This window comes from Chryseobacterium turcicum (genome assembly GCF_021010565.1).
GTDB lineage: Bacteria > Bacteroidota > Bacteroidia > Flavobacteriales > Weeksellaceae > Chryseobacterium > Chryseobacterium turcicum.
Map to the genome: position 1 here is coordinate 519,137 of NZ_JAJNAY010000001.1, position 26,632 is coordinate 545,768.

The 26,632-nt window shown below is 32.9% G+C and carries 30 protein-coding genes; 2 read left to right on the forward strand and 28 right to left on the reverse strand.

The features are described from left to right. Nucleotides 1-19: 19 nt before the first annotated feature. The 22 genes from LO744_RS02515 to LO744_RS02620 form a co-directional block, all read right to left on the reverse strand. Nucleotides 20-1,189, reverse strand: coding sequence for a DUF2062 domain-containing protein (locus LO744_RS02515; RefSeq protein ID WP_230667033.1), 1,170 nt, complete (start codon nt 1,187-1,189; stop codon nt 20-22). A 4-nt stretch (nt 1,190-1,193) separates the two neighbouring features. Further along, nucleotides 1,194-1,670 carry a hypothetical protein gene (locus LO744_RS02520; RefSeq protein ID WP_230667034.1) on the reverse strand — a complete coding sequence of 159 codons (477 nt, stop codon included), beginning with the start codon at nt 1,668-1,670 and terminating at the stop codon, nt 1,194-1,196. An 89-nt stretch (nt 1,671-1,759) separates the two neighbouring features. Continuing rightward, nucleotides 1,760-2,131 (reverse strand): 3-hydroxyacyl-ACP dehydratase, encoded by a 372-nt coding sequence (locus LO744_RS02525; protein WP_230667035.1) that lies wholly within the window; start codon nt 2,129-2,131, stop codon nt 1,760-1,762. Nucleotides 2,132-2,136: 5 nt separating this feature from the next. Then, the gene (locus LO744_RS02530) at nt 2,137-2,754 is read right to left on the reverse strand and encodes an outer membrane beta-barrel protein (protein WP_230667036.1); all 618 of its coding nucleotides are present in this window, start codon (nt 2,752-2,754) and stop codon (nt 2,137-2,139) included. A gap of 7 nt (nt 2,755-2,761) precedes the next feature. Next, nucleotides 2,762-3,397, reverse strand: coding sequence for a hypothetical protein (locus tag LO744_RS02535; protein WP_230667037.1), 636 nt, complete (start codon nt 3,395-3,397; stop codon nt 2,762-2,764). After that, nucleotides 3,363-3,989, reverse strand: coding sequence for a LolA family protein (locus LO744_RS02540; protein WP_230667038.1), 627 nt, complete (start codon nt 3,987-3,989; stop codon nt 3,363-3,365). Before LO744_RS02540 ends, LO744_RS02535 begins: the two co-directional genes overlap by 35 nt. Nucleotides 3,990-4,156: 167 nt before the next feature. After that, nucleotides 4,157-4,915, reverse strand: a complete 759-nt coding sequence (locus LO744_RS02545) for a polysaccharide deacetylase family protein (protein WP_230667039.1) — start codon at nt 4,913-4,915, stop codon at nt 4,157-4,159. 18 nt (nt 4,916-4,933) lie between these two features. Beyond that, nucleotides 4,934-5,608: a hypothetical protein gene (locus LO744_RS02550; protein WP_230667040.1), complete on the reverse strand. Its 675-nt coding sequence runs from the start codon at nt 5,606-5,608 to the stop codon at nt 4,934-4,936. Between the two features lie 10 nt (nt 5,609-5,618). Beyond that, nucleotides 5,619-6,680 (reverse strand): beta-ketoacyl synthase N-terminal-like domain-containing protein, encoded by a 1,062-nt coding sequence (locus LO744_RS02555; protein ID WP_230667041.1) that lies wholly within the window; start codon nt 6,678-6,680, stop codon nt 5,619-5,621. Next, nucleotides 6,677-7,876, reverse strand: a complete 1,200-nt coding sequence (locus tag LO744_RS02560) for a beta-ketoacyl-[acyl-carrier-protein] synthase family protein (RefSeq protein ID WP_230667042.1) — start codon at nt 7,874-7,876, stop codon at nt 6,677-6,679. Before LO744_RS02560 ends, LO744_RS02555 begins: the two co-directional genes overlap by 4 nt. A gap of 80 nt (nt 7,877-7,956) precedes the next feature. Continuing rightward, nucleotides 7,957-8,214 (reverse strand): phosphopantetheine-binding protein, encoded by a 258-nt coding sequence (locus LO744_RS02565; protein WP_230667043.1) that lies wholly within the window; start codon nt 8,212-8,214, stop codon nt 7,957-7,959. 155 nt (nt 8,215-8,369) lie between these two features. Further along, on the reverse strand, nt 8,370-8,909 hold the full coding sequence (locus LO744_RS02570) for a 3-oxoacyl-ACP synthase (RefSeq protein WP_230667044.1): 540 nt from the start codon (nt 8,907-8,909) through the stop codon (nt 8,370-8,372). A gap of 21 nt (nt 8,910-8,930) precedes the next feature. Continuing rightward, nucleotides 8,931-9,218 (reverse strand): type II toxin-antitoxin system RelE/ParE family toxin, encoded by a 288-nt coding sequence (locus tag LO744_RS02575; RefSeq protein ID WP_230667045.1) that lies wholly within the window; start codon nt 9,216-9,218, stop codon nt 8,931-8,933. Further along, complete coding sequence (locus tag LO744_RS02580) at nt 9,215-9,466, reverse strand: addiction module family protein (protein WP_230667046.1); 252 nt, start codon at nt 9,464-9,466, stop codon at nt 9,215-9,217. Before LO744_RS02580 ends, LO744_RS02575 begins: the two co-directional genes overlap by 4 nt. Before the next feature lie 39 nt (nt 9,467-9,505). Beyond that, on the reverse strand, nt 9,506-10,654 hold the full coding sequence (locus tag LO744_RS02585; protein ID WP_230667047.1) for a beta-ketoacyl synthase N-terminal-like domain-containing protein: 1,149 nt from the start codon (nt 10,652-10,654) through the stop codon (nt 9,506-9,508). Between the two features lie 60 nt (nt 10,655-10,714). Then, complete coding sequence (locus LO744_RS02590; protein WP_230667048.1) at nt 10,715-11,137, reverse strand: acyl-CoA thioesterase; 423 nt, start codon at nt 11,135-11,137, stop codon at nt 10,715-10,717. 82 nt (nt 11,138-11,219) lie between these two features. Further along, complete coding sequence (locus tag LO744_RS02595) at nt 11,220-11,600, reverse strand: GxxExxY protein (RefSeq protein ID WP_230667049.1); 381 nt, start codon at nt 11,598-11,600, stop codon at nt 11,220-11,222. Between the two features lie 157 nt (nt 11,601-11,757). Beyond that, nucleotides 11,758-13,020, reverse strand: coding sequence for an ABC transporter permease (locus tag LO744_RS02600; RefSeq protein ID WP_230667050.1), 1,263 nt, complete (start codon nt 13,018-13,020; stop codon nt 11,758-11,760). Next, nucleotides 13,010-13,762: an ABC transporter ATP-binding protein gene (locus LO744_RS02605; protein ID WP_230667051.1), complete on the reverse strand. Its 753-nt coding sequence runs from the start codon at nt 13,760-13,762 to the stop codon at nt 13,010-13,012. Before LO744_RS02605 ends, LO744_RS02600 begins: the two co-directional genes overlap by 11 nt. Before the next feature lies 1 nt (nt 13,763). Then, nucleotides 13,764-14,759, reverse strand: coding sequence for a BtrH N-terminal domain-containing protein (locus LO744_RS02610; protein WP_230667052.1), 996 nt, complete (start codon nt 14,757-14,759; stop codon nt 13,764-13,766). A 2-nt stretch (nt 14,760-14,761) separates the two neighbouring features. Continuing rightward, nucleotides 14,762-15,166 carry a hypothetical protein gene (locus LO744_RS02615; RefSeq protein WP_230667053.1) on the reverse strand — a complete coding sequence of 135 codons (405 nt, stop codon included), beginning with the start codon at nt 15,164-15,166 and terminating at the stop codon, nt 14,762-14,764. A 178-nt stretch (nt 15,167-15,344) separates the two neighbouring features. Continuing rightward, nucleotides 15,345-15,551, reverse strand: coding sequence for a hypothetical protein (locus tag LO744_RS02620; protein ID WP_230667054.1), 207 nt, complete (start codon nt 15,549-15,551; stop codon nt 15,345-15,347). Between the two features lie 114 nt (nt 15,552-15,665). On the opposite strand from LO744_RS02620, the gene LO744_RS02625 reads away from it, so the two are divergent. Continuing rightward, a complete protein-coding gene (locus LO744_RS02625) occupies nt 15,666-18,578 on the forward strand; it encodes an insulinase family protein (protein ID WP_230667055.1) in 2,913 nt (970 codons plus the stop codon). A gap of 129 nt (nt 18,579-18,707) precedes the next feature. Next, nucleotides 18,708-19,256, forward strand: coding sequence for a hypothetical protein (locus LO744_RS02630; protein ID WP_230667056.1), 549 nt, complete (start codon nt 18,708-18,710; stop codon nt 19,254-19,256). Nucleotides 19,257-19,415: 159 nt separating this feature from the next. Here the strand turns inward: LO744_RS02630 and LO744_RS02635 are convergent, their stop codons facing one another. The 6 genes from LO744_RS02635 to LO744_RS02660 form a co-directional block, all read right to left on the reverse strand. Further along, complete coding sequence (locus LO744_RS02635) at nt 19,416-19,682, reverse strand: hypothetical protein (protein WP_230667057.1); 267 nt, start codon at nt 19,680-19,682, stop codon at nt 19,416-19,418. A gap of 88 nt (nt 19,683-19,770) precedes the next feature. Further along, a complete protein-coding gene (locus LO744_RS02640) occupies nt 19,771-20,214 on the reverse strand; it encodes an ABC transporter permease (protein ID WP_230667058.1) in 444 nt (147 codons plus the stop codon). 64 nt (nt 20,215-20,278) lie between these two features. Continuing rightward, entirely contained in the window at nt 20,279-20,710 is a 432-nt protein-coding gene (locus tag LO744_RS02645) for a hypothetical protein (protein ID WP_230667059.1), read from the reverse strand. Further along, nucleotides 20,710-21,849: a beta-ketoacyl-ACP synthase III gene (locus LO744_RS02650; protein WP_230667060.1), complete on the reverse strand. Its 1,140-nt coding sequence runs from the start codon at nt 21,847-21,849 to the stop codon at nt 20,710-20,712. Before LO744_RS02650 ends, LO744_RS02645 begins: the two co-directional genes overlap by 1 nt. A gap of 2 nt (nt 21,850-21,851) precedes the next feature. Beyond that, nucleotides 21,852-22,766 carry a dialkylrecorsinol condensing enzyme DarA gene (locus LO744_RS02655; RefSeq protein ID WP_230667061.1) on the reverse strand — a complete coding sequence of 305 codons (915 nt, stop codon included), beginning with the start codon at nt 22,764-22,766 and terminating at the stop codon, nt 21,852-21,854. Nucleotides 22,767-22,808: 42 nt separating this feature from the next. Beyond that, nucleotides 22,809-26,462: an MMPL family transporter gene (locus LO744_RS02660; RefSeq protein WP_230667062.1), complete on the reverse strand. Its 3,654-nt coding sequence runs from the start codon at nt 26,460-26,462 to the stop codon at nt 22,809-22,811. Between the last annotated feature and the right edge of the window lie 170 nt (nt 26,463-26,632).

Sequence of the window (26,632 nt, forward strand, 5' to 3'; positions counted from 1 at the left end):
TTGCAGTTTTTTATGAAAATTAATTATTCTTGGGGCTTATTTTATTTAGAAACAGAAAAGCTGTAATTCCTGAAATTACAGACATTGTACTCGCTAGAATAAAACTGCCAATAATGTATTGCAACAAATTATTTTTCACTAAATCGAAATTCAAATCTTGACTTAAAATATTAGAATCTCCCGAAATGAAAGGCGCTCCCAAAAAGAGTGAAGCTGCAATGATAAACGGAATAAATGGTGGCAAACTAACGTTAGAAGCTACAAAAGCTAAAACTTTATTGAGTTTGAAAAGGACAGATAAAGAAATTACCAATAATGTTTGAAATCCCCAAAACGGAGAAAGTCCGATGAAAACACCAAGAGCTATGGAAAATGCTTTGACGCGGTTGCTTCCGTCGCTTTCCAGAACATCTTCCTGAATAAATTTTTTAAAACTTTTTTTTCTGAAATTATTAATGAAATTTCTCGGAATAATATAAAGCAAAGTAATCGTTACTAAAATCGTATTCAAAATACTGATTCTCGTAAAATCTTTAAATGGTCTGAAATGAGAAACCCTTTCTGCAGGGTCATATAAAACCTTGATGGGAACATTTTTTACAGGAACGTGTCTCCAAGCTGTTCTTACAATAATTTCAATCTCAAATTCAAATTTTGGAGTAAAATATTTTTTAGGAATTTTATGTAAAGGATACAATCGATAACCAGATTGTGTGTCTTCAAGCTTTATTCCGGTCTCAAACCAAAACCAAAAATTAGAAAAACGATTCCCAAAACTGCTTTTTTTGGGGATACCGTCTTGTGACATATTTCGGTTTCCTATTAATAAAACATCTTGGTTTTCGTTTAATAAATTTTCTACAAAAACAGGTATGTCATCAGGATAATGTTGTCCGTCTGAATCGATGGTGATGGCATAATCATAACCTGATTCTTTTGCTTTTCTGAAACCTATTTTCAGCGCATTTCCTTTTCCTTTGTTTTCTGATAGATTAATAATCGTAATCGAATATTTTTCTAAAATCTGTAAAGTAGAATCGGTAGAGCCATCATTGATAACGATAATATTTTCGGTGTAATCTAAAACACCGTCAATCACTCTTTTCAAAGTTTTTTCGTTATTGTAAGTAGGAATTAAAACGCAGATTTTCTTTTCGGAAATTGCATTTTGTACTTCAGGAAGGGTCATTGTTTTATTTTAGCATTGCTTTTTCTGCGTCTGTCATGGTCTTAGACTGCGTTGCGAACTTCTTGATATAAGTTTTTAGCGCTGCATTTTGTTTGCTGTAATTATTTAAGAGAAAGGCTTTGTCGTCTTTTAAACTTCCGCGATATCCTACAATCTTAGGAATGTTTTCCTGAACGCTCATTCTTATAACTCTCAATTCGGCGTTATTCGGATTACTTTTAATAATACTTTCAAGACTTGTCGCTCCAGATTTTACGAGTGCTTTTCTGTTTTTGGTTACAATTTTGGCCTCCATTATTTTCGCAGCAGCTTTATAACCTGTTGTTACCGCATCAGAACCTGTTTGCTTTTCAGCAATCGTAATAAAGCTTTGCGTATTTGCCGTGGAAGAATTTGCTTTTTCATAGCTATTTCTCAAATCTTCAAGGTCTGATTGAAAGAACAGAAAAAAAGCGGTCAGAAACGAGAAAATAAGTTTCATATGGAGATAATTTTGTTTTTAATGGTCATATGGAATCGCAGTCTTTTTCATTGAAATTTGTGCTCCAAAATATTTAGCGATTTCATAGTCTATTTTTTATAGTTTACCGACATTTTTAATGCAATAGTCTCGCCAAAAGAAGTCACGTTTTTTACTTTAATTTCTTCTTCGCCTTCCTTAATATCCAGTTGTAAAGTTAAATCCGGCGTTTCAAAAGGATTGATAATTGCCATAAATTTGACGTTGGAAGCCGATTTTAGAAATAATTTCTTGCCTGTAAATTCTTCGGTCAGTTCTTTTACAATCTGCATCATACAAACCCCTGGTGTTACAGGATTTCCTGGAAAATGTCCTTTAAAAATATCGTGATTTTTGTTCAGAGAAATATGAGCAGTAAAACTTCCGTTTTCTGCTTTTTCGTGAGATTCTAAAGTGTAAAAATCGGTGAGAATAGTTTGCATTACAATTATTTTTTCATGTTAAATGTATAGTAAAGTCCTGCTTGAAAAACTACATTGGCATGTTTACCCTGATAATTATTGATAGTATGTAAAAAACCATGTTTTACTCGTGCTTCAACACCTAAATTTTGAGTAATGTCATATCCACCTCCTGCGGTGATTCCTATATCGAAATCATAAGAAGGATTAAAATCTTTTTCGACAACAATATCAACGGTTGGTCCTACAAGAACATTAAAGTTTTTAAAATAAAATTTATTTATAAGTTGAGTCCCAAAATACGAAATTTTATATTCATTTCTCGTATGTTTTATAGGAGTTTCGACTTTTGAGCCTTGCCTTGAATAATTAAATTCTGGTTGTAAAGCATAAAATTTGGCGAGTCTTATATTTCCGAAAAAACCGATATAGAAATCAGTACGATTTGTAAATTTATAGGGAATTTCAACAGGAGAATAAGAATCTGTACCCTCATTGAACTCAATTTCTCCATTTTGAACAGTCCCTTTTCCTTGAGTAAAATGGGTGAAATTTGCTCCAGCTCTTAATCCAAGCTTAAAAGTTACTTGTGCAAAAGACAAACTTGAGAAAAATAAAAAGGCTAAGAAATGAATTTTTTTCATGAATGGTTTATTCAGTTTCAGTGATTTGAAATAGTTTTATATTGATTTTGAAATCTTTATGTTGAAGATTCAAACTATCGGCGAAGATAGGTGTTTTTGCATCAAAAGTAAAATCGATTTTCTCCTTATTGTTCTTGGTATAAATGATTTGTTTAAGCATATTATTTTCTTTGTTGAAAAATAAATAATAGTTTTTCTTATCAATTTTTGAAAGATAAATTTTAGAATTTTCATTTTCAAAACTTTCATGTACAGCATATTTTTGCTTTAAAAGTTCCTGAAAATCACTTTTCAAAAAATTAATAACGATTTTTTTATCTAAATCAGGAAGAACGTAATTTAATTTAAAATCATTTTCTGAAACTTCAAAGTCAATCAATTTATTTCCAAAGTCTGAAGTTAATACGACACGATGGGTTGTTTCGCTGATTTTTTTTAGAATTAAAATTCCGCTGACGTGATTTTTATAAATATCCATTTGGCATTTATAAACGTAATCTTCTTTTGATGAAAAATATAGATTTTCAACCGTTTTTTCTGAATTAGAAACAGATTTTACATCGGTAAGCTTGTACGTTTTACACGAAACCAGCAGCAAGCAAATCAGACTATAAAGAAAACTCTGAAGCAGGAATCGGCGCATTGATTTTTGTGTTTTTGAACATAATATTGGTCGTGTCACCTGAAGCTTCCGTCATATTAACCTGCGAAACCGTCGTCTGATTTTTAGGAAAATGAAGCTCAATTTGCTTGATATATTTCAATAATTGAGCCGATTTCGGAGTAAACTTTGCGATGTTGGAGGTTCCGTTTTTAAAATAGGCAACCGCAAATTCTGGGTCACTAAACATTTTTCCGTTTGAACTTCCTACAATCAGTTTATTGATTTTTTCAAAAGTTTTGCTCTTTGCATCCACGGAAGATTTCTTTCCCTGGTCGTTGATGAAGATTTTATTATCCTTAAAAATAATGCTGTATTGATATGGTTTTGTGTATTTCCAGCTTAATGTATTTGGTGATTTTAAAGACATTTTTCCATAAGTAACAATGCTTTTATCCAAAAAATCCATCTTTTTGGTTTGCGTAAAGTCGCTTTGTAAAGTCTTTATTTCTTTTGTTTCTGATGAAATATTAGAGACAAACGCTTTTATTTCCGCACTTGTCATCGCTGTGTTTTGTGCAAAAACAAAGCCTGAAATTAATAAGAATGCTCCGAGAGCTATATTTTTTATCATTATTTTTATTTTAAAATCTAACTACAAAAGGCACAAACGTTTTTTATAACACATAAGTTACTTGAAAGTTCGCAATTCGACTTGTTAAAAGAACACATTAGTTTTTGAAAATCTTTGATTTTCGCCTTATGTGAACTTCTATTTTCAAAGTATTAAACTTAAAAAAACTAATGTGTTAAAGCTTTTGTGGTTAAAATATTATCAATTCTAAAAGTTGAATACTTTTCACGTTCCAAAAATAGTAATAAATCTACCAAAACATTGTACGTTTTTTCTGATGTGTCGTGAAGCAGAATAATGCTGCCTTTTTTTAAGTTTTTGGTGACTTTTCGATGAATTTTTTTCTCATTTTCTGTAATCGTATCTAAAGAACGAACATTCCAGCCGATGCTTTTCTTATGAGTTTTTTGGATTGCTTTTGCAATATTCGGATTGGTAACGCCAAAAGGAGGTCTGTATAAATTGGTTTTGATATTTCTGACTTTCATCATTACTTCATCACATTTTTGAATTTCTTCAATCATCTTTGAAGTGGATAAAAAACCAGTATTATTAGAATGTGAAAACGTATGATTCCCAATGGTATGACCTTCAGCAATGATTCTTTGAAACGTTTCGGGATATTTTTCGATTTGTTTTCCGATACAGAAAAAAGTCGCTTTGATATTATTCTCTTTTAGTAAGTCTAAAAACTTCGGTGTAAACTCGGTCGGTCCATCATCAAAAGTCAAAGCCACTTCTTTGATTTTTGTTCTTTTATGGGTAAAACTGTTGACAAAATAGCTTAATGTGATGTCGAATGAACCCCAAATAACAACCGCTGAAAATAGGATGAAGCAAAAGATGTAAACCCAAAATGTAGCCTGAAATGCATAGATAAAAACGTTGCAGAAAATGTAAAAAACAATGAATGGATAATGTTTCATTTTGACTGGTTTTTTAAATTATTCTATTAATCTGCTGTTCAATAATGTTTTTCGACCTTCTTTATCGATAAAATATTTCTTAATCCATAAACAGTCTCTGTTATAAACATATTGATAATTAAGCACAACCGCATCTTTAAAATCATAATCTTGAAGAATAATATTTTCGTCTTTTAATCTGATAGACTTTGTCTTATTTTCTATAATGTTCTTGCATTTATCATAAGAAAAGCTATTCATGCTACCTGTTATGTAACCTAATGATCCGTTAAATTGCCGTTCATACTGTTTTGAAATAAGTCCCTCCTTATTATATTGATAAGTTTTTGAATATACAGAGAGAATTCCGTGTTCTGAGGTTAATTGATTTTTATCATTGTAAAAATAATTAATCTCAGAATCGCGCATTAAATTACCAGTACTTGAATAGGTATTATTAATAGTGTCTTTTTCCAAGATTTCTATCGAGCTATCAATTTTAGTAGTTGAAATTAAAGAGTCATCCTCAAATATTTCTTCTAAAAAAGGTTTTCCGTTTTTCAAATGATAAACAGTAGTTTGATTTGAATGACTATTAATGATTGCTACTTTTGAGTACTTAATCCAATTTGGATTTTCCTCTAAAACTTTTTGGCTATAAAACGACTGAGGTATTAAAATGAATAGAAAACAGATTAAAGAGTAGTATTTCATCTTTTTAGATTTAAGTTTTCTCTAAGAAAACTAGACTATGGTCATTTCCTCCTAAGTGATTATAAAGAAGTATATTTTTAATACTTTCTTTTTTTATATTATTAATCATCATCACTTCAGGAATTTCCTGATTTTTTAAAATATGACAGGCCATAAATGTTGAAAACCCATTTGCTGTATTGAATTCTCCACTCAAATGCTTGTAATATAATTGTGATGAATTTGGAAATATTTCCGAAGCATTTTTATAATAAACATCAGATTCAGAATCTCCACTAAATCCTAAAATAACAGCATCAATATCCTGAGTTGTTAATTGAGTCTTTGTTAAAAAATCTTCAATGAATTTTTGAGTTTCATTTAAATCTAATTGATTAATAATTTGAATATCTGTAAGTTTAGCATAAGTGCTTTCTGTTTTTTCTTTTCCTAAAACAAAAAAACTAGAACCTTCTCCCCAAATAACTCCATCAGTTTTTGAGTTTAAATAATCAACGGGAAAATTTTCTTCTTTTTTGATGGTATTGTTTAATTTGTACAATTCCATTGTTCTATCGGTTTGTTCGTCTGTAGAACCCACCAAAATGTTTGAAGCTTCATCATCATTGATTTGAAGTTGAGCATCCAACAGAGAAAATTCTAGAGAAGAAGAGGTGTTGACGTATGTGAAATTATAGCCGTGACATTGCAATCCCAAAGCGATTTGTCCTGCAACGGTATTGTGAGTCGATTGAATAAAATAAGTAGGAGTCAGAAATTCTTCATTATTTTCCAAAACATTTTTAAGAAATTTTTCAGAGTCTTGTGAACAACCCATTCCTGTTCCTACAATTACAGCATCAGGATTTTCTATTCCGGCTTCTTTTAGTGCGAAGTGGGAAGCTACGGAGCTCATTTTTACAGTTTTAGACATTCTTCTGCTTGCTGCAGGCGGAATGAATTGTTTGTAATTGGGCTCAATAGCTTTTAAAATCTGAGCTGAATTTTCAGGTTTTAAATTACTGAAAAAGTTTTCGTTTAAAGTGTCCTGAACCGAGATGCAGGCTGCACTGTTGATGTAAACGGGGCTCACGATTTTGAAAAAATTAAGGTTGAACAATTTCCTCCAAACCCAAACGAATTGGAAAGAACGTGATTGATGTTTTTTTCTTTCAATTCTGTAACGGGTTTTAAGTCAAATTCTTCCATTTTTGTTTTAAAATTCAAATTTGGGAAAATGACGTTGTTTTGCATTGCCAAAATTGAATAAACAGCTTCAATTCCTGCAGCAGCAGCTAAAGTGTGACCTGTAAATGCTTTTGTAGAACTGAATTCCGGAACTTGATTTTCTCCAAAAATTCTTATCATCGCAATTCCTTCCGACAAATCGTTGTTTGGTGTTGCCGTTCCGTGAACGTTGATATAATCGATGTTTTCCTTCTCTAAACCAGAAACTTTCAATGCTTTTTCCATTGCTAGATAAGCACCTTGTCCGTTTTCTGAAGAAGCGGTTTGATGATGTGCATCATTGGCGTTTCCATATCCTGAAAGATAGGCTAAAACCTTTTTGTTTTCTTTTTTTACCAATTCGTCAGATTCCAAAATAATAAACGCGGCTGCTTCACCAAGATTCAGACCTTTTCTGTCGTTGTCGAAAGGGGTGTTGTAAGAATCTGTAAGAATCATTAACGTGTTGAATCCATTTAAAGTGAATTTTGAAAGAGAATCTGTTCCGCCAACAATCACACGGTCTAAAACGCCATTTTTAATGAGTTTCGCACCCATCATAATTGCATTGGCAGCTGATGAACAAGCAGTACTGATGGTAGAAACCATTCCTTTCAAGCCTAATGATTCTGCAATGGCAAGCGATGAATTTCCTGCATCGTGAGCGTCAATGTATTTTTGCTTTTCAGGGAAATCTTCGTAAGAATAGAAATATTTTTCGGTAACGTCCATTCCGCCCACGCTTGTGGAAGAAATAAGCCCGGTTTTGTACTCGTTAACATCCGAAATTTTGGCACTTTCTACGGCTTCTTTAGCGGCAATCATTCCTAATAAAGCGGTTCTTGTCGCATTGTTGTCTTCAGCAAGCTGAAGTTTCTGCACTAAGGCTTCATTAGATAATTTTATTTCGCCCGTTTTGAATTTTCCGGAAAGACTGGTTTCAAACATTTCGATATCTGAGATACCATGTTTACCGGTCGTTAGCGAAATAAAATTTTCCTCAACATTGTTACCAATGGAGGAAATAATGCCCATTCCTGTAATGGCAATTTTTTGACTCATCTTTTACCAAATGTAACAATGCATCAATGTAACAGTTTACCAATTGCTAGACTGTTATATTGATACATTGGTATATTAATTTATTTTGTTCTGTTTTCTTCGATGAATTTTGCCATCACCTCGATAGATTGGAAGATTTCTTTTCCTTTTTTAGGGTCAGATAATTTAATTCCGTAGTCTTTGTCAAGAAGTACAATTAATTCTAGAGCGTCGATAGAATCTAATCCAAGACCACCACCAAAAAGAGGGTCTGTATCTTTAATTTCTTCTATTGCAACGTCTTCAAGATTAAGAGTTTCGATGATTTTGTTTTTTAATTCTAATTTTAAATCTTCCATAAAAATTAATTTGAAAATATGTTAATTAGATAATTTGAAAACGTTTAACAAAATATTAAATTTTAAATAAAAAAAATATTTTGTTAAATAATTGCTGTACTTAATTATGATAATATCTTTCATTTTCAAGTTAGCACATTTTCAAATTATCAAATTTATAATGTGAGCAAATATACAAAAGCTTTATAACTTTCCTGATATAGTTCGACCCAGCCACACAAGACTTTTTCGGCTTTTTTTGATTGCATAATTTGTGCCGCATAAGTGTTTAAAAACTTTTCATCAAATTCATCCAAAACAAAAAAAGCATTTTCGGTCTGCATTTTATGTTTAATGCTGATTTCGCCTACACAAATATTGGGTAAAGTGTAAACAAAAACGGCAGGACTCGGGAAATAATTGTCCTGAGAATTGATGCTTTCCTGATATTTAAAATCGGTATCGAGACTTGATGATTTGTTGGCGAAAACTAAAGCTGTTTTGCTGTTGTCTTGGTCTTTTAAAATCATTTCGGAAGCAAGAAAAGCCAGCTTACTCAAGTTATCCATCTTATGAAATTTTGGATAATTGATTTCTAAACTTTTATAAGCTTCTTTCGCAAAATCTGAAAAATTTTCGGTTTGAGTTTCAAAAATAATTTCGTTGTTGAGAACAATTTTCGAGTTTTCTATAGTGCAAATATCTGTTTTCTTCATTAATAAGTTTCAATAAAAGTATTAGGGCTTTCGTTCTGGGTTTTGATGCGTGTTGAAAACAGAGAAGACGATAATTTCCTTTTCAATAACTTCAAAAATGATAATAAAAGGGAATTTTTGAATATACGCTTCACGTAAATTTTCTTTTTTCAAAGGAAAATGCAGTGGATTATTTTGAATTCGTGAAAAATAAAATTCGACTTTTTGCGTAAATTTTTTTCCAAGACCAATTTGCCTACTTTCATACCATAATGCAGCTTCAAGTAAATCAGCTTCAGTATTTGGAGATAAGGATAGGTGGTAAGTCATAATTTATCCATCAATCTTGCTTTCACCTCTTCCCAAGAAGATGTTTTTGATTCACCCTTCAGATATTTTTCACGCTCTTCTTCAATCCGGTCATATACATAGTCCGGAACTTGTGGGTATTCTGAAGTTTCTAATTCTGAATCTTCCTCTTCAGCCTCAATTATTGCATTGAAAATGCGAAGAATACGCTCATCTGCTTCATCAATAAAATTGTGAATTCTTTTTCTGATTTCTAAAGTAGAGTCCATTTCCTAAAACTTTAATTCTATCAAAATTACAAAATTATTTTATGCTTTCTCCAAAACAATTGCCGCATTACAGCCACCAAAACCTGATGCTGTTTTCAGAATATATTTAATTTCTACTGGTTGATTTTCTTTGATAATATTTAAATCTTGAGAAACTCCCATTTCTTCAAAGTTTTTAGAAGGAATTAAGGTTTTGTTTAAAGCAGATTCCATTGAAATAATGCTTTCTAACAATCCTGCCGCGCCCAAACAATGTCCGTAATAGCCTTTCATACTGTTTAGAGGAACGTTTTGTAAATCCATCCTGTTGAAAGCGATGGCTTCCATTTCGTCGTTGTAAATTGTTGCTGTTCCGTGAGCGGAAATAAAATCGATTTTTTCGGCTGAAACTTTTGCTTCTTTCATTGCATTTTGAATGCTTGCAAACAATCCGTCACCAGTTCTTGAGGGTCCGGAAATATGATTGGCATCATTAATGGCAGAATCGCCTAAAACTTTAAACCTAAATTTTTCAGTTTGATTTAATTCTGAAGTAATATAAATCGCTGCAGTTGCTTCACCCAGATTAATTCCGTTACGGTTTTTGTCGTACGGTTTGCAAGGTTCAGTTCCGATTGCCTGAAAAGAATTAAAACCTGAAATCACAAACTCTGAAATTTCGTCTCCGGCAAGTACAAAAGCGTTTTTGTATTTTCCTGCCTGAATCATATTTTTCGCTACAGAAATTGCCATTACGCCAGAAACACAAGCATTAGAAACGACGATAGGTTTAGTTTTAAATCCGAAAAAATCAGCAATCTTTTGAGCTAAACTTGAAAGGAAAACTCCTTCCGGTAAAGTTGTTTGATTTTTTAAGATACTAATGTTTCCTTTTGTTGTAGATAATATAAAAGCCGTTTCATCTGAAATTGAATGTCTTTCTACCAAAGGTTTTATACTTAGTAAAAACATTTTTTCAAGTCTTGTGAAATTTTCCTTGCTACTCTGAGCGGAGTCGAAGAGTTTATTGAATTCTTCCTCCAATTTTTCATCATCAATTTTAGAAACAAAAAAAGCATCTTGATTATCGATGACTTTATGCAAAGCGACACCAGATTTCCCTTTTAAAAGTGCTTTCCAGTTTGATTGAACGTCAAAACCTAAAGGGGTGACGCAATTATAATCTGTAATGTAAATTTCTTTGTTCATTTATTAGTGAAATTTTCGAGTCATATTTTGAAAAGCCAAAAGCTAATAGCCAATTGCCAACTATAATTCCATTTTGTCTTTCCAAGCCTGAAAAAACTCAGGGTTGTACAAGCATAAATTATTATCAGAATCCAGAAAAACCTGAATGGTTTCTCCGCTGCAAACCAATTGATTATTCTGATTAAAAATCTCGTATTTGTAAATCAGTTTCGCTGAAATAGAATTGACGAAAGTGGTTACGATGTTGAATGTTTCGCCATATTTTAAAGGTAGGAAATGTTCGCAAGTGCTTTTCACAATTGGCGTTACAAATCCTGCTTTTTGAATGTCGAGATACGTCAAACCGTGCTGTCTTCCGAAGGCTTCTCTTCCGTCCTCAAAATAGACGATATAATGACCGTGCCAAACGATTCCCAGCGGGTCTGTTTCGTTGAATCGTACACGAACTTCTTCGGTACAATTTAAATTTTCTTTAGACTGCATTTTGTTTTCTTTTTTTACCACAAAGGGCACAAGGGTTTTCACAAAGGACACAATTTTTTAAATTATCTCTTAATATAACAAGTCAAATTGTTCCGTTGATTAATCTCTTAACGCCATTTTTAAACAAAACCGAGTTAAAATTAATAAGTAAACCCAATTTGCAATTACTTAATTTTAAATAGGTTAAAATTTGAGCGATATGAATGTCATTTAAGGATTCTACAGATTTTATTTCTACAACAACTTTTCTTTCAACCAAAAAATCTAGCCTGTAACCAATATCAAGTTTTATATCTTCATAGATTAAGGGCATTGGTTTCTGTTTTTCTATCAGTAATCCCGACTTCTTTAATTCGAAGTACAAACATTCTTCATAGGCACTTTCCAAAAGCCCAGCTCCGAGTTGTCGATGAACTTTTAATCCGGCATCAAAAATAATTTTTGAAATCTCATTCTCATTCATATTTGTGTTTTTAGTGGTTAAGCGTTATTTTTTTAAACTGCTAATTTTTCACAATAGACATAAAGGTTTTAAAGTTAAGTTCTTTTTTAAATAAAAATATTCAATTCACCCTTGTGCTCTTCGTGAAAAATCCTAGTGTTCCTAGTGGTTAAAAAAGTTAAACACTATTTTGTTTTCGATCATAAAATAATGAGATGGTAACCATCGCAATGTAAAATAAAAATAAGAAGGTCAATTCTTTCGCAATTTCACCGATTCCGCTGTTTCTTAAAATAATATCGTAATACGCATTCAAACCCCAATTCATTGGAGAGAAAGCAGCGATTTTCTGCATAAATTCTGGCATTAAAAATACCGGAACCCAAATACCGCCAATTGCAGCCAACACAACAACCGAAGTTGCTCCAAATGGGGCAGATTGCTCCTGAGTTTTTGCTACAGTTCCTAGTAAAACGCCAAATCCGATTGCTGCTAACCCTGCGAATAAAGTCACAATAATTAAATGAAACATTTTTCCGGTCACGTCAAATTGTGGCAAATCCATATAGGGGAAAAGCCAAATACCGACTGCAACCATTAATAAAAATTGAATGATGCAAATAATTAAATACGTGAATGTTTTTCCTAAAATATGAATGTAGTACGGTGTTGGGCTCACACGAACTCTCACGCTCGTTCCCTGACTTTTTTCTTTAACTAAATTTATAGACAAAGGAACGACAATAAAGAAAATCGCAAACAATGCCCAAGCCGGAACGTTGTGCTGAACGGAATTCGGCATTAGTTCTTCCTTGCCTTTGTTTGGCGTGATTTCTTTGAAGGTAATTAAGCTTTTATTTTCAAGGTCTTCGGTTGTTCCTAATTGGTCTTGGAAGGCTTTGTAGATTTTTTTATTCTCGATTTCGAAAACCATTTTATTGATGGCATTCATCACAGAATTTTTAAATCCTGCATTGGTTGCTGGGTCAAAATAAAGATGAATGTCTTTTGCCTTTGAAGCGACAACTTTTGTGGCAGTAGAATCACTTTCCAAGCCAAACGAGCTTACAATGGTCTGAACTTTAGAATCAATATTTGAATTTAAATCTTTCGTTAAGTTTTTTGGAATAACAATCGCCATTTGATAATCTCCTGTGAAAACAGCTTTCTCAGCCTCTTTTTCATTGTAATTGGTAATCAGTTCAAATGTTTTGCTGGTTTCCAGTTCTTTTTTGATGACTTTGGAAACTTCAGATTGATCTTGATCAATAAAAATAATTGGAATTTTTGAACCTTCAAGATTTTTAAAAGTAGAATCCTGAATTAATGTGATGGTAATAATCAGAAGTAACGGCATTAAAAATATAATGACAATTCCCCCTGAATCTCTTTTCAGCAACTGAATTTCCTTGATGAAACTTCTCCACAATTTATACAACATCTCTCAATTCTTTTCCGGTTAATGAAATGAAAACATCTTCTAAGTTTTCTGCGTTGGCAACTTTTTCTACCAATTCTTCAGGTGTTCCTGTTGCGTGAATTTTTCCATGGTCGATAATGGCGATTTTTGTACAGAATTCCTCCGCTTCAGAAAGGTGATGCGAAGTGTAAATAATGCATGTTCCTTTTTTATTTAAATCTAAAAGATAATCGATGATTGCTTTTTTCGACTGTACATCAACGCCAACTGTTGGTTCGTCTAGAAACAAAACTTTCGGATTGTGAAGTGTTCCGGCAATCAGATTGCAACGGCGTTTCATTCCTCCTGAAAATTGGTCAACTTTTTTATCTGCAAATTTCGTTAAACCCATCAATTCTAAAGCTTCAGCGATAGATTTTTGCAAATACGATTGTTTCAAACCATACAAACTTCCAAAAAACATCAGGTTTTCTTTCGCTGTTAAAGTAGGGTAGAGCGCATATTCTTGCGGAACTACCCCAATAAGTTGCTTAATTTTTGTGCTGTCTTTTTTAGGAGAAAGTCCGTTAATCGTAAAACTTCCTGATGTTGGTTTAATTAAACCTGAAAGCATAGAAATCAAGGTGGTTTTTCCGGCGCCGTTTGGTCCGAGAATTCCGTAGATTTCGTTTTTATCGATGTTTAAAGAAATGTCATTAACCGAAAAATCTTCCGAATTTTTGTATTTCTTGTAAAGGTTTTCTATTTCGATGATATGTTCCAAACTAAATTGCTTTTCTCAGTTTTTTATAAAAATCTTCCTCCAAATCGGCAATATGAAGCATCGATTTTGAAAGCTGATTGTAAATATCATTTTTTGAATTTCTATTCTTATAAACTCGGGCAATATCTACGGCGAAATCTCTCCAAAGGTCACCGATTGCGGTAATTTCTTTAGATAATTCTTTCAGTTCGTCATTTTTAAGAATGACAGCAGCTTCTTGTAAAAAAGCCCCATAAATAAATCTGAAACCGCCACCGCCGGTTCCGATTTCTTCCTGCATTCTAATCAATTGTCCGAGGTAATGATTGGTCACTTTTGTACCTTTTTTCTCTGCCCATTTCGGGATGCTTCTCGCTACCCAGCGCATTGCTTTTACACCAATTAACGGAACGGGAGCAAGCATATTTTTACAGGTATCTTTAATTCCTTTTTTAATGGCTTCCTCCAAATTTACATTTTCAGGAATGTGAGTTGGAAAGTACATATGACCTTTTGGAGCAAGCGCACCTTTTGCGTAACGTACTTTTTCAAGTTCAGCTTCTGATAAAGTCGTTGCAAAATCCATCACAGGGTCACTTATTAAGAATTTGCCATTTTCTTTTCCGTAAACGACTAAATTGTGAGCGTTGAAATGAAATTTATATTCTTCAGGAAAGTAGGTAAGGTTGAAAACTCCAACCTGTAAGCCTGTAGGGATGTTTTGTTCTAAATTTTTTTCTAATGCAGCTTGTGCATCTTTAGGATTTGAGAATTTTATTCTTTTTATTTTAATTCCCAATCTTTTTGCTGCTTTGCTAAAAATTGCTCCGGGCATCGGTCTATAGCTAAATCCGGGTGAAAAATTGACTTTCAAAAAAGGAAGATATACAAAAAATAAACCTGAACCGATTCCGAAAATCATGGGTTCGCTGAGTTTCAAACCTCTGTTGAGGAGTAAGTTGGAGGCAACACCGTTTTCGCAATGAGCAGTTTGATGGTGTTCAAAATTAATCTTCATTTTTATTTACCGTTGAAGTTTTTTAATTCATCTACCGAAATTCCGAATGCATCGGCATATTTTTTTAGGGTAGAATCGCTGAGTTTTTTAAAAATTGAGGGTTTGGTATGTCTTTTTACGGTCCATTGCCATTTGTCAACATAGGCTGCAAGTACCTGAAAATCCATTTTATTGAGTTCCATAAAATAGATGATTGGGCTTACGATATTGTTGGCAACATTTTGTCTTGCTTCTTCAATTCTTTCGCTTATTAAAGCTAAAGATTCGTCTAAAGCTGCTTTTTTAGCATCCCAACCAATGCTGTTTGCGGTTGTATAGTTGTTATTTTCATCAGTTACATATAACACTTCGGTCATGTTGGCTGATTTCAAGTTACTTTCGTCCTGAGGGAGATCTTGTTTTTTCACCTGAAAATATTTCTGTTAATTATGTTATCAATCAATTGGCTAAAATAATAAAAATGCAGGACATAAGATTGTGTAATTTTTTTTGACTAATTCTGAAATGAAAATATAAGACCCTATTAAAAATAAAAATGCGCCAAGAAAAATCTCGACGCGCTAACAATAAATATATAAGTGAATTTTATTGACGTACTCTCTGTAATTTTTTTGTTAAAGAATGTGCGGGAAGATAGATTGCAGATATTGCTAAAAATAGCATGGTCATCATTGCAAAAAATTCTGTAAACCTCATCGTCATGCTGGGTTCTTTCACATCACCATCCATCAGAAAGCCTATGGTTGTAATAATTGCAGATACAGTAAGGATGTTTAAAAGTTTTCTTTTCATTGTTTAGATTTTTAAATTGTATATCAAACGCAGGTGAACTTGTTTTATTGTGTAAATGATTTGTAACGAAACAAAAGTTGTAAAGACTAATATAGTCAAATAATTAATTTCAATATGAAGAAAATTTTTATTTCTCTTTCTCTTTTTGTGATGTTACATGCTGCAGCACAAAAATTTGAAACGCAGAAACAAACGGATGCTCAAGGTTACAGCTTCGAAACAGTGAAGAATGACCAGTCTGGAGTAAGAGTGTATACTTTGAAAAATGGGTTGAAAGTATATCTTGCTAAAAATGACGATGCACCGAGAATTCAGACTTATATTCCGGTAAGAACAGGTTCTAATAATGATCCTAGCGACAATACCGGTCTTGCTCATTATTTGGAGCACATGGTTTTCAAAGGAACTTCACATTTGGGAACTCAGGATTGGGCAAAAGAAAAAGCTATTTTAAAGCAAATCTCTGATCTTTACGAACAGCACAAAGCAGAAAAAGATCCTGAAAAGAAAAAAGCACTTTACAAAAAAATAGATGAGGTTTCTCAGGAAGCTTCAAAATATGCAATTGCAAACGAATATGATAAAGCAATTTCATCTTTGGGAGCAACAGGAACCAACGCTCACACTTGGTTAGACGAAACAGTTTACAAAAACAATATTCCTTCGAATGAGCTTGAAAAATGGCTTAAAGTTGAAAAAGAACGTTTTTCTGAATTGGTTTTAAGATTGTTCCATACAGAATTGGAAGCCGTTTACGAAGAATTCAACAGAGCACAGGATAACGACGGACGTTTGGTAAATTATGCATTAATGGATGCTCTTTTCCCAAAACATCCAAACGGTCAGCAAACAACCATTGGAACTTCAGAACATTTGAAGAGTCCTTCAATGGAGGCAATTCACAAGTATTTTGATACGTATTATGTTCCTAATAACATGGCGGTCGTTTTGGTTGGAGATTTAGATTTCGACAAAACGATTAAAATGGTAGATCAGTATTTCGGTACATTCAAATACAAAGAATTACCGATGAAGAAAATGGTCTCTGAAGCACCAATGACTTCTATTGTATCTAGAACCGTTAAAAGCCCATCTACGCCAAGAATGACAATTGCATGGAGAACCGATTCAAACGGAACTCAGGAAGCTAAATTGGCAACTTTAGTAGGTGAAATTTTAAGCAATAACGGAGACGCAGGTTTAATCGATTTAAATATCAACCAAAAACAAACAACTTTAGGAGCAGGAGCGTATGCAAGTCCTCTTAAAACATACGGTTCATTTAATATGTATGTTACTCCGAAAGATGGACAAAGCTTTGATGAAGCTAAAAAATTACTTTTCGCTCAGATTGATTTAATTAAAAAAGGTCAATTCCCAGATTGGATGCTGAAAGCTATCGTTAATGATATGAAAGTACAGCGTATGAAAGGTTGGGAAACTGCAGACGGTTTGGCAACGACACTTTACGGCGCTTATATTGGCGAAAGAACTTGGGAACAAGAATTAGACGAAATCAATCAGTTTGAGAAAATTTCAAAAGCTGATGTAGTAAAATTTGCCAACGATTTCTTTAAAGATAATTATGTTGTTATTTATAAGGAAAAAGGGGTTAATGATAAATTAGTTCGTGTAGAAAACCCAGGAATTACACCTATTAAATTGAATAAAAACGCACAGTCACCTTTCCTTAAAGATATTTTGGGTACAAAGGTTACAGACAGCAAACCTCAGTTTGTAGATTATAAAACAGCAATTGCTACAACTCAGATTAAAGATAAAAAAGTAAGCTTTGTCAACAACAAATACAATAAAGTTGCACAGGTAAGCTATATTTTCCCTTTCGGAACGGATAACGATAAGGAACTTTCTTTAGGGGTGGGCGTTTTACAGTATTTAGGGACTGATAAATACACTCCGGAGCAATTGAAAGAAGAATTCTACAAATTAGGAATTTCAAACAGCTTCAGGACTTCAAATGACCAGACCATCATTACATTGAGCGGTCTTGAAGGAAACATGAAAAAAGGAGTGGAATTATTAAACCACTGGTTGAAAAATGTGAAAGCAGACCAGGATGTTTACAATAAAACAGTAAAAAATATTCTGGAATCTAGAGATGTTGCCAAAAAAGACAAAACAAGAATTATGGCAGCTCTTTCCAACTATGCTAAATATGGGAAAGATTCTAGAATGACGGATATTATTTCTAAAGAGCGTCTTCAGAATATCAATGTTTCAGAATTGATGGCTAAGATGAAAACGTTGAATAATTATCCTTACGAAGTTTTCTTATATGGAGAAAATCAGAAAGATTTAGAGAAAGCGGTAAAACCATTTATTGCTAATGCAAGCTTGAAACCTGCAACAGCTAAAGTATATGCAGAACCTGCAACTCAAGGTAAAGTATATTTTGCGAACTATGACATGGTGCAAATGGAAATGTCTAAAGTAGCAAAAGGAAGCAACGTTAACTTAGCCAACTTTGGTAAGGCGAATGTTTTCAACGAATATTTTGGTAGAGGTTTGTCTTCTATCGTATTCCAAGAGATTAGAGAAAGTAAGTCTTTGGCATATTCTGCATACGTTTCTTATGCTAATGCTTCAGAAAAAGATCACCCGAACTATGTAACCAACTATATCGGAACACAGTCTAATAAATTACCTTTAGCAGTTACTGCAATGGATGAATTGATGGCTGATTTTCCACAAATTCCGGCTCAGTTTGAAAACTCAAAAGGTTCAGCTTTAAAGCAAATTGCATCAAACAGAATCAATAGAACGAATATTTTCTATAATCAATTGGCTCTTAAAAAACTGGGAGTAGATTATGATATCAGAAAAGATATTTACTCTGAAATTCAGACCTTGACATTGCCTCAGTTAACAGGTTTTTATAACACAGAAATCAAACCATTACAGTATAATACTGCCATTATCGGGAAAAGAGAAAACCTGAATATGGAGTCTATCAACAAAATGGGAGCGTTTAAAGAAGTAAGTTTAGAAGAAATCTTTGGATATTAATTTTTCATTAATATAAATTGTTTGAAGTGAGGCAGAAATGTCTCACTTTTTTATGCTTTATAACGGTTAAAAAAGTTTGTACATTTGATGTTATAAGAAGAATAATAAACAAATCAATTACTAGAGAGCATGGGAAATAAAAAGCTAATTTGGAGTCTATTTGCTTTCGGTTTATTTTTTCTGTTTCTTGCTTTTAAATTTTTTATTTCAGAATTACCGGATAAAAATAATATTGTAAAAGTCAGCGGACTTCTAGAAAACGATATAAAAAGAGAATCCGGAAGACGTGGAAAAAAATCTTTAATTATTAAATTAAAAAACTATCCCGAAATTGATTTCATGATAGGAAGCGTTGCTTTAGATGAGATTGATTCTGAGGAATTAATAGATGAGAATAAAGCAGGAGATTCTATTACGTTTTTCGTCGAAGAAAAAGATTTCAGAAGAAAGGTTTTAAAAACTGAAAAAATCCCGTTTCCAGAGAATATTCTTCATCCTGAAAAAATACATATTCTTGAAATTAAAAATAGTAAATCAAATTATCTGTTGCTGGAAGATTATCGTAAAGCAGCTTTAAAAAACAATTATCTGGGAGTTGCCTTTTTTGGGATTTTGGGAATACTAATGTTTATTGCAGGCATCAAATTAATACAAGTTCAAAAAAATAAGGAAATGTAATGTGAGGTAAAAATATCTTACTTTTTTCTGATACCCGTGTCAAGGTTTTAAACCTTGACACGGGTATTTTTGATTGAATTTAAAGCGTAAAATATACGATGTAAGTTGCTTAAGAAAATTTCAAGAGAAAGATGTTATCCCTCAATTTTTAGCATTAATTTACCTTCTCTTATATTTCAGTTGTATCAAAAGATAAATTTCTCCTTTTTCTAAATCATTGCACCATGTTCGCTCAGTAACCACAGCATTGTTGTATAGAGCTAATTTCTCCATGTTTTCATAATATTCTATTCTTTCTGAGGTTTGATGTTTGAAAAAAGAAATCAGATTTACCTCATCTCCAACTTGTGGCGCTACAGGAAACTCTACAGAATTTTCAAACTTAAATTCAATGTCGTATGAATAGAATCTTACTTGTATGCTCATAATTATATTTTTCTCAAATATATCGACAATTTAATCAATAAAAAAAGCCAACTCTAAAGTCGGCTCATGTATTTTATAATGCAAGTTTTTAGGATTCTATTTCCTGAATAAATATACTTATTTCGGTACGAATCAAGAGCTTTTCATCCAGAAAAGTTTCACAGAAAATCTGGCAAATATTGTCGTATTGTGAGATTAATGATGCTTTAGAAATAATCTTATCGCCAACTTGAGGCAAGCCAAAAACTTCAATTTTCTTGATGTTGGTAATGAATCCAATCACTTTCGTGTTCGATTCCGGGTTTTCAAAAAAGCTTTGTCCGAGAATCGATGATGAGGTTTGTGCAGAATGCTCAATCAACCCAGCTTCCACAAATTCATTGTTGTGTACAAAAATATTATCTGCCTTAATTTCAAAAGAAGTCACCACTTTTTCCGGAGTAAGCTCCAGAATATAGTCTGCCATCAACATCGGGTTGCGATGAGGCAAAAAATGATGAATGTTGATGAGGTTTTCTTCTTTTAGCTGCATTTTGTATGTTTTAAACCTAACGGGTTTCTGAAACCCGTTAGGTTTGTATTCTTATTAGTAAAAACTATTTTACTACTGTTTTCATTTCTGATTTGGCGATAACTTCATTGTCGATTTTAGTAACGATTTCTACCAAAGTTACACCCATCATTTCGTTGATGATTTTTACCTCAGAAACCAATTGGTCTTCAGTCTTAGGTAACGTTTCAGCTTCAAAGGTTTTAATAGCGCCGATATATCCTGTAGGAGCTTCTTTTCCTAAAAGATAAAATTTATATCCTGTATGAAGCGCTACACTTTGTGCTTGATGCTCTATTAATCCTGAAGCCTGAAAAACTCCTTCGTGTACAAAAATATTGTCTTCTTTAATGGTAAATCCTGAAACTAAATGCTCTTCAGAATATTCTGAAATACTATTGACCATCACAAAAGGGAATTTCTGCGGAATTAAATTTTCTACAAAATTCTGGTCGGTTGTAGGTAAAGAAACATCCATTAGCAAACAGTTAATAATGCACATGAATAGGCAAATCTTCCACTCTCGGGAATACAAAGAAGTACTTTTTCACCTTTCTTTAGATTTCCGGAATTCATTATTTGCTCTACGGCAACGAAAATAGATCCCGCGCCAATATTTCCGATGTCTGACAGATTGTAAAACCATTTTTCCCAAGGGAAATCAAGACCTACATTAGCGAACTCTTCTTTTAATCCTTCCTTAAAGTATCCTGAAGAAATGTGTGCTAAAACGTGATCGATAGAGTCTGGATCAAGCTGATGTTTATCAAACGAAGCTCTCAAACTTTCGGCACCTTTTACCAAAATATATTTATCAAGAATTTTAGTGTCTTGTTTTAAAGCAAAAATAGACTGTTTCAGCCATTCGTCAGAAGGATAATCTGCCCAAGATTTCAAACTTCCGTCTTCTTGCTTTTCACAACCAGAGTACATGCATGCTTCGATTTCGTGAGCGTAAGAATAGAAGTCAATCCAATCAATTTTTAAAGAAATTTCGTTTTCTCTAGGTTTATTTTCCAATAAAAATGCTCCGGCTCCGTCAGATAGCATCCATCTCAAAAACTCTCTTTTGAAAGCTACGATAGGTCTTTCTTCTAAAAGTTTTAGATTTTCAGCTTCATGATCAAATTTATCTGCGGTCATCCACGAAGACATTCTTTCAGAACCTACGCAGACTGCATTGTTTTTAATTCCGGCTTTTACATTTAAGAAACCATAATTTAGGGCATTCATCCCAGAATTACAAAGTCCGGTAGCGGTATTTATTTCAATAGATTTTCCGATGTTAAGCTCACCATGAACCATAGATGCGTGAGAAGGCTGAATCTGATCCGGAGAAGTAGTTCCCACAGATAATAATGTCATATCTTCTTTTTTGAAGTTTTCATCAAAAAGACCTTCCACGGCTTTTGCCGTAATCTGTGCGTTGGTGTGGGTTGGCTGTCCGTTTTTATCTAAAGCGTAGTATCTTGTAGTGATTTTGTTATTCCTTAGAATTAAAGCTCTCGCCTTAGAAGGCGTATTATTGACCAAGCCAAGATAGCTCTCCATTTCATCATTAGAAACCGGCTCATTGGGCAAGTATGTGGATGCTTTTGTTATAAATACGTCGTACATTTCTATTTTAAATTAATTCCTTGTAAATATTTTTTCTGTTTTTGTCTTTTTGTCCATAGAATTGGAGCGAGCAAGATATGAAAAATCAACACGATGGGTGAGATAATCCAAATTGCTGCCATCAAATATACCTTAAAGAATTTTATCAACAATGGTCGTTTTTCTTTTTTCTTGATAATCAGATTAGACCAAATCGTAAAAATTTTGTTGCCTACTTTTTCTACTCTTACCAAAAAAGGTCGTATTTCTACAGCTCCGTTTTTCACCAATTCGGGTTGCAGATTGGCGAAGTTGTTATTCTCAAAATGGTTTTCAATTATCTTGCCATATTTTCCCGCACCATTGATTTCTTCATCTGAAACTCCGGCAGCCGGTAAAATTCCTGATTTTTCTTTTTGTCCGGTTGTCATCCAGCGTAGAATCGTCAAGACGCTTGTATAATTGTCTCTACGGTCTACCAATGCAATGTTTCCAATTAATTTAGCTTCAAGATTTTTTAAATATACTTTGAGCTTTTCCTGAGAAAGCATCCACATGTTTCTGGTTGCTGAAATGGTAACAACGGGTGTGTTTCTGAAAATGTTTTCTGCAAAACCGCTTTTCAAAAATGAAATAATCGGAATAGATGGCGTAAGATACCAAACCTGATATCCAAATAATATCAAATCAAATTTTGTATTTAAAACTTCTTCGGGTGGAGGAAGAATCTCGCTTGGAATCTGCAGATAAGATTCTGGAAAAGTATTAAAAAAAACATCACTCGGCCACGGAAAAGGAAAATCTTTTTTGAGCTGAATGTTGTAATAGGTAACGTTGTATTCGTCTTTTTTATCTTCAAACGGTTGCGCGATATTTCTTACAATATCTTCCAGCTGTCCGGTTTGAGTATAATAAATAACGAGTATATTTTTTTGCATTAATATTTTTTATGGATTACAAAAATATGATTTTCAGAGAAATTATACATATCTAAATACTTTTATTGATTCTGATTCAAATATTTGCTTGAAATTTTCGTTTTCAAAAGTTTGATTCTTACTATTTAAGAAGATAATGGTCTCTGGTAAATCTTTAACATCTTTAAGATTAAAATTCTCGTCAGAAATTAAAAGAACATCAGCTTTCTTATTGACTTGAGCTAAGTTATCAAGATATTCTATTTTTCTTCTTTGTACCAAATAATTATTTTTTGCAACCGATTTTTTTTCGTTATCATTAATGAAACTGAAAATTTTTCTTCCAGCTTGTTGTAAGGTCAGTAAGATATCTTTCTGCCCAAAATCATCTGCAATATGAAGGATGGTTGCATCATTCGGAATGTGTTTGTTGAGCTCAAAATAAACCGATTTGTTTTTGTTGAAGTCGTCTTTTACAGGTTTTACCACTTCATTTTCTTTATATAAATAGCTTAAAAACAATTTCTTTTTAAAATAGTCTTCGTCTTCTAGCTCATTTCGCAACTGGGCAAATTCTTCACGGAAATAAGCGTTGATTTTTTTTGTTCTTTCTGAATAATCTTTACCAAAATTGACATCGTCTTTTTTAATTCTGTCACCCACTTTTACCGTAATACTTCCGTCGTAAATAATGAAGTCTCCTTTTGGCTGTACTTCAGAATTTCCGTGAATGTAAAGTGGTAAAATATCCAATCCAAATTCTTCAGCTAAATAAAAAGCTCCTTTGTGGAAACGTTTCACATCGTTGGTGTAAGACCTTTCTGCTTCTGGAAACACAACTAATGAATAACCTTGGTCAATTTTTTCTTTTAATTTTTCTTTTCCATTTTCTATCCCTTGAGAAACTGGAAAAAAGCCCAAAGCTTTTACCAATTTGCCAAAAACAGGAGAATCCCAAACCCAATCATTGACCAAGTAAACAATTTTATGGGTTGTCATTGCAATTGCTAAAGTATCAAGAAATGAGGTGTGATTAGCAATAATAATTGCTGGTTTACTAAAATCTTCGTTGGGATTTGTAATCACTTTTTTCTTTACAAAAGGCGAAAGATGTAAAACTGATTTCAAGAATAATGCAATCGCTTTTTTAATCGTGTTGAGTGTTTTTCCTTTGGCGTTTTTAATAAAGAAATGCCCGAAAAATGAGAAGATTATTCCACCTAAACCGTAATAGATAAATGAAAAAACTGAACGCAGAAACAGTCTTAATGTGATTGGTGATAAACCTTTTTTCTGTCTGTTAATAATCAAAAATCTAAACCAGAAAGGGTATAAAATAGTGGTAATTGCGATTACAGAAAACATTCCAATCAAAGCAACCAAAGCTAAAGAGTGTAAAGCAGGGTGTTTTGCGAAAATTAAAGAACCGATAGATAAAATAGTAGTAAAAACCGCCAGAATAATTGATGTTCTGTAAGTCGGAAGTTCATTTTTACCAGTCGTATGCTCTTTCTGCATTGCTTTGGTAAGGAAAATACTGAAATCATCACCGACTCCAAAAACCAAAGTACAGACAACGGTACTGAAAATATTTAATTCCAAACCTAAAAAATAAAGAATTCCAGCCGTGACAACTCCCGTTAAAACAATCGGAAACATCGTTAAAAGAGAAAGCTCAAAATTCCTGAAGAAAACAATAATCGTTAAAACAATAGCTAAAAGAGAATAATTAATCAATGTATTAAAATCTCTTTTCAGTAAGCCTAAAAAGTTCTCATTCATCTGTTGACGGTCGATTGCCAAAGCTTCATGACTTTTTTCAACATCTTTTATAAATGCATCTCGGTCTTTCTCATCTACTTTTACAACATTCGAAACGGTATAAAAACCATTTTCATTGCTTAAAAATTCTGATATTTGGAATGCTTTTATTGAGGAGTAATCTTTTAAGCTTAAAGTAGAGTACGATTTGTTTAAATTTTCATTAAACTGATTAAAAGCAGTAGCATTAAAACCAAACTTGTTTCCATTATTTATTAATTCCGAGATGGTTTCGTCTTTCCTGTTTTTATTCCAAAACTGATTCCATTGGTCTACTTTTTTTTGTTGGTCTTTTTCTGAGAGGACAACGTTACCAATCGAGTTGTAACTTAAAATTTTTCCTTCCTGTTTTTCCTTTTCTAAAAATCGACTCAGCTGAGAGTTTCTTGCCAACGCTTCACTTTCAGAATTTCCGTAAGAAATCGTGTAAATTGATTTTGAAGTAATGTCGGACAGTTTTTCAAGCTTGGCTTCACTTATTTTTAAATCTTTTGGAATGTAATTTAAATCGCCAATATCTTCATTAAACCCAACGTGTCTGAACCCAAAAAGACAGGCAATGATAATCAGAGAACAGCCGATAATCAAAGGTTTATTTTTTTCGTAAGGATAACTTCCTATTTTATCGATGAAATTGTTGTTGGTTTTTTCTTTTTCTGCTTTCGGATGATACAGTTGCGGAACAATAATTAATGCTGCAAAAGAAGACAGGAAAACAGTAATGGAAGCAAAAAGACCTAAATCTTTTAAGGCTTCAGAACGAACGAAAACCAAACATAAAAATGAAACCGCTGTCGTTGCACTACTCAGAATAATGGGTTGTGTGATTTCTTTATAAAGCTCTTCAATATTATTGTTGTGCTTGTAATGCGTGAGAATATGAAGGGCGTAATCAATGGTAATCCCGATGAGAATTGCACCCACGCTGAGCGAAATTGCCGATATTTTATCTTTAATAAAATACAAAATCATTAATGAAATGAAAACAGCAAAAACAGTCGGCAAAAATACAATTAACGGGGTAAAGAAATTTCTGAAATAATAAATCAGTAAAATCAAAAGAACCGTCATCGAAATAATAACCGTATTCTGAATGTCTTTCTTGATTTGTTGAGCATTGGCAACAGCAATCACAGGCGAACCAAAATAACTGATTTCTGTTTTTCCTTTAAAGTTTTTGTTGATGTCGTCTTTGATTTCGTTGAGCTGATTGACAAAAAGCTCGTTGTTTTTGGTGTCATTGCTTTTGTTTTTCGGGTCGATAAAAAGCAATAGATTTTTCCCATCTTTGGTAATGATATAGTTGTCTTCGAGCTTGAAATCTTTACTGATGTTGAGCGCATTGAGTTTTTTGATACCAAGAAAAGTTATTCCGAGAGGGTCTTTTTTGATGAATTCTTTGGTTACAAGACTGGTTGGCGAAACGAGAGAGACATAATTGCTCTCCACTTGCTTTGCAATACTATCTTTATTGAGCTTTCTTCCGATTTCAGCGTAATCTTTTTCATTTAAAAACAAAGGAAGATTTTGGTTGACAAAATCGAAAGTTTCTGAAATTTCATTGTCATTTACTTTTCCCTGAACTGAGCCGATGTATTTTTTTAAAGGCTCAATTTTATTTAAAAAAGTATCTGCAGTTTCCGAAAGCTGAAAGTTGTCGTCTTTAGATTTTTTCTCAATAATGATGATGATTTTGTCTGAAAAGTTAAGTTGTTGTAGAACTTTTGCAGTTAAATCTGATTTTTCGTTTTTAGGGATAATTTGATTAATATCTTCTTCAAAATTGATTTTCGAAGCGAAAAAGCCACAAATGATAAGAATTCCCAACGCAATAGCGATAGAAATAAAACGATTTTTGGAAATCAGATAATATAATTGGATGAAAAAACGATGCATGAACTTCTTAAATCAAGTTTGCAAATTTAAATTTTTCGGGAGTAGTTCAAAACAATTATTTGATAAGTTTTAACTGTAAATCAATAAAATATTGAATGTAAAATGAAAAAAACTTATACTTTTGTAAAAATTCCCTCACTGTTAAGTTATATTTAGCAGGAAAATGTTCT

Excerpts from the sequence above, each read along its gene's own strand:
- LO744_RS02620 (WP_230667054.1), bottom strand. The coding sequence starts at position 15,551 with ATGAAAAGAAAACTTTTAAACATCCTTACTGTATCTGCAATTATTACA.
- LO744_RS02525 (WP_230667035.1), bottom strand. The coding sequence starts at position 2,131 with ATGCAAACTATTCTCACCGATTTTTACACTTTAGAATCTCACGAAAAA.
- LO744_RS02580 (WP_230667046.1), bottom strand. The coding sequence starts at position 9,466 with ATGGACTCTACTTTAGAAATCAGAAAAAGAATTCACAATTTTATTGAT.
- LO744_RS02630 (WP_230667056.1), top strand. The coding sequence starts at position 18,708 with ATGGGAAATAAAAAGCTAATTTGGAGTCTATTTGCTTTCGGTTTATTT.
- LO744_RS02515 (WP_230667033.1), bottom strand. The coding sequence starts at position 1,189 with ATGACCCTTCCTGAAGTACAAAATGCAATTTCCGAAAAGAAAATCTGC.
- LO744_RS02540 (WP_230667038.1), bottom strand. The coding sequence starts at position 3,989 with ATGATAAAAAATATAGCTCTCGGAGCATTCTTATTAATTTCAGGCTTT.
- LO744_RS02535 (WP_230667037.1), bottom strand. The coding sequence starts at position 3,397 with ATGCGCCGATTCCTGCTTCAGAGTTTTCTTTATAGTCTGATTTGCTTG.
- LO744_RS02560 (WP_230667042.1), bottom strand. The coding sequence starts at position 7,876 with ATGAGTCAAAAAATTGCCATTACAGGAATGGGCATTATTTCCTCCATT.
- LO744_RS02645 (WP_230667059.1), bottom strand. The coding sequence starts at position 20,710 with ATGGATGTTTCTTTACCTACAACCGACCAGAATTTTGTAGAAAATTTA.
- LO744_RS02585 (WP_230667047.1), bottom strand. The coding sequence starts at position 10,654 with ATGAACAAAGAAATTTACATTACAGATTATAATTGCGTCACCCCTTTA.
- LO744_RS02635 (WP_230667057.1), bottom strand. The coding sequence starts at position 19,682 with ATGAGCATACAAGTAAGATTCTATTCATACGACATTGAATTTAAGTTT.
- LO744_RS02575 (WP_230667045.1), bottom strand. The coding sequence starts at position 9,218 with ATGACTTACCACCTATCCTTATCTCCAAATACTGAAGCTGATTTACTT.
- LO744_RS02545 (WP_230667039.1), bottom strand. The coding sequence starts at position 4,915 with ATGAAACATTATCCATTCATTGTTTTTTACATTTTCTGCAACGTTTTT.
- LO744_RS02610 (WP_230667052.1), bottom strand. The coding sequence starts at position 14,759 with ATGAAGATTAATTTTGAACACCATCAAACTGCTCATTGCGAAAACGGT.
- LO744_RS02600 (WP_230667050.1), bottom strand. The coding sequence starts at position 13,020 with ATGTTGTATAAATTGTGGAGAAGTTTCATCAAGGAAATTCAGTTGCTG.
- LO744_RS02550 (WP_230667040.1), bottom strand. The coding sequence starts at position 5,608 with ATGAAATACTACTCTTTAATCTGTTTTCTATTCATTTTAATACCTCAG.
- LO744_RS02625 (WP_230667055.1), top strand. The coding sequence starts at position 15,666 with ATGAAGAAAATTTTTATTTCTCTTTCTCTTTTTGTGATGTTACATGCT.
- LO744_RS02655 (WP_230667061.1), bottom strand. The coding sequence starts at position 22,766 with ATGCAAAAAAATATACTCGTTATTTATTATACTCAAACCGGACAGCTG.
- LO744_RS02590 (WP_230667048.1), bottom strand. The coding sequence starts at position 11,137 with ATGCAGTCTAAAGAAAATTTAAATTGTACCGAAGAAGTTCGTGTACGA.
- LO744_RS02640 (WP_230667058.1), bottom strand. The coding sequence starts at position 20,214 with ATGCAGCTAAAAGAAGAAAACCTCATCAACATTCATCATTTTTTGCCT.
- LO744_RS02565 (WP_230667043.1), bottom strand. The coding sequence starts at position 8,214 with ATGGAAGATTTAAAATTAGAATTAAAAAACAAAATCATCGAAACTCTT.
- LO744_RS02530 (WP_230667036.1), bottom strand. The coding sequence starts at position 2,754 with ATGAAAAAAATTCATTTCTTAGCCTTTTTATTTTTCTCAAGTTTGTCT.
- LO744_RS02660 (WP_230667062.1), bottom strand. The coding sequence starts at position 26,462 with ATGCATCGTTTTTTCATCCAATTATATTATCTGATTTCCAAAAATCGT.
- LO744_RS02650 (WP_230667060.1), bottom strand. The coding sequence starts at position 21,849 with ATGTACGACGTATTTATAACAAAAGCATCCACATACTTGCCCAATGAG.
- LO744_RS02520 (WP_230667034.1), bottom strand. The coding sequence starts at position 1,670 with ATGAAACTTATTTTCTCGTTTCTGACCGCTTTTTTTCTGTTCTTTCAA.
- LO744_RS02595 (WP_230667049.1), bottom strand. The coding sequence starts at position 11,600 with ATGAATGAGAATGAGATTTCAAAAATTATTTTTGATGCCGGATTAAAA.
- LO744_RS02570 (WP_230667044.1), bottom strand. The coding sequence starts at position 8,909 with ATGAAGAAAACAGATATTTGCACTATAGAAAACTCGAAAATTGTTCTC.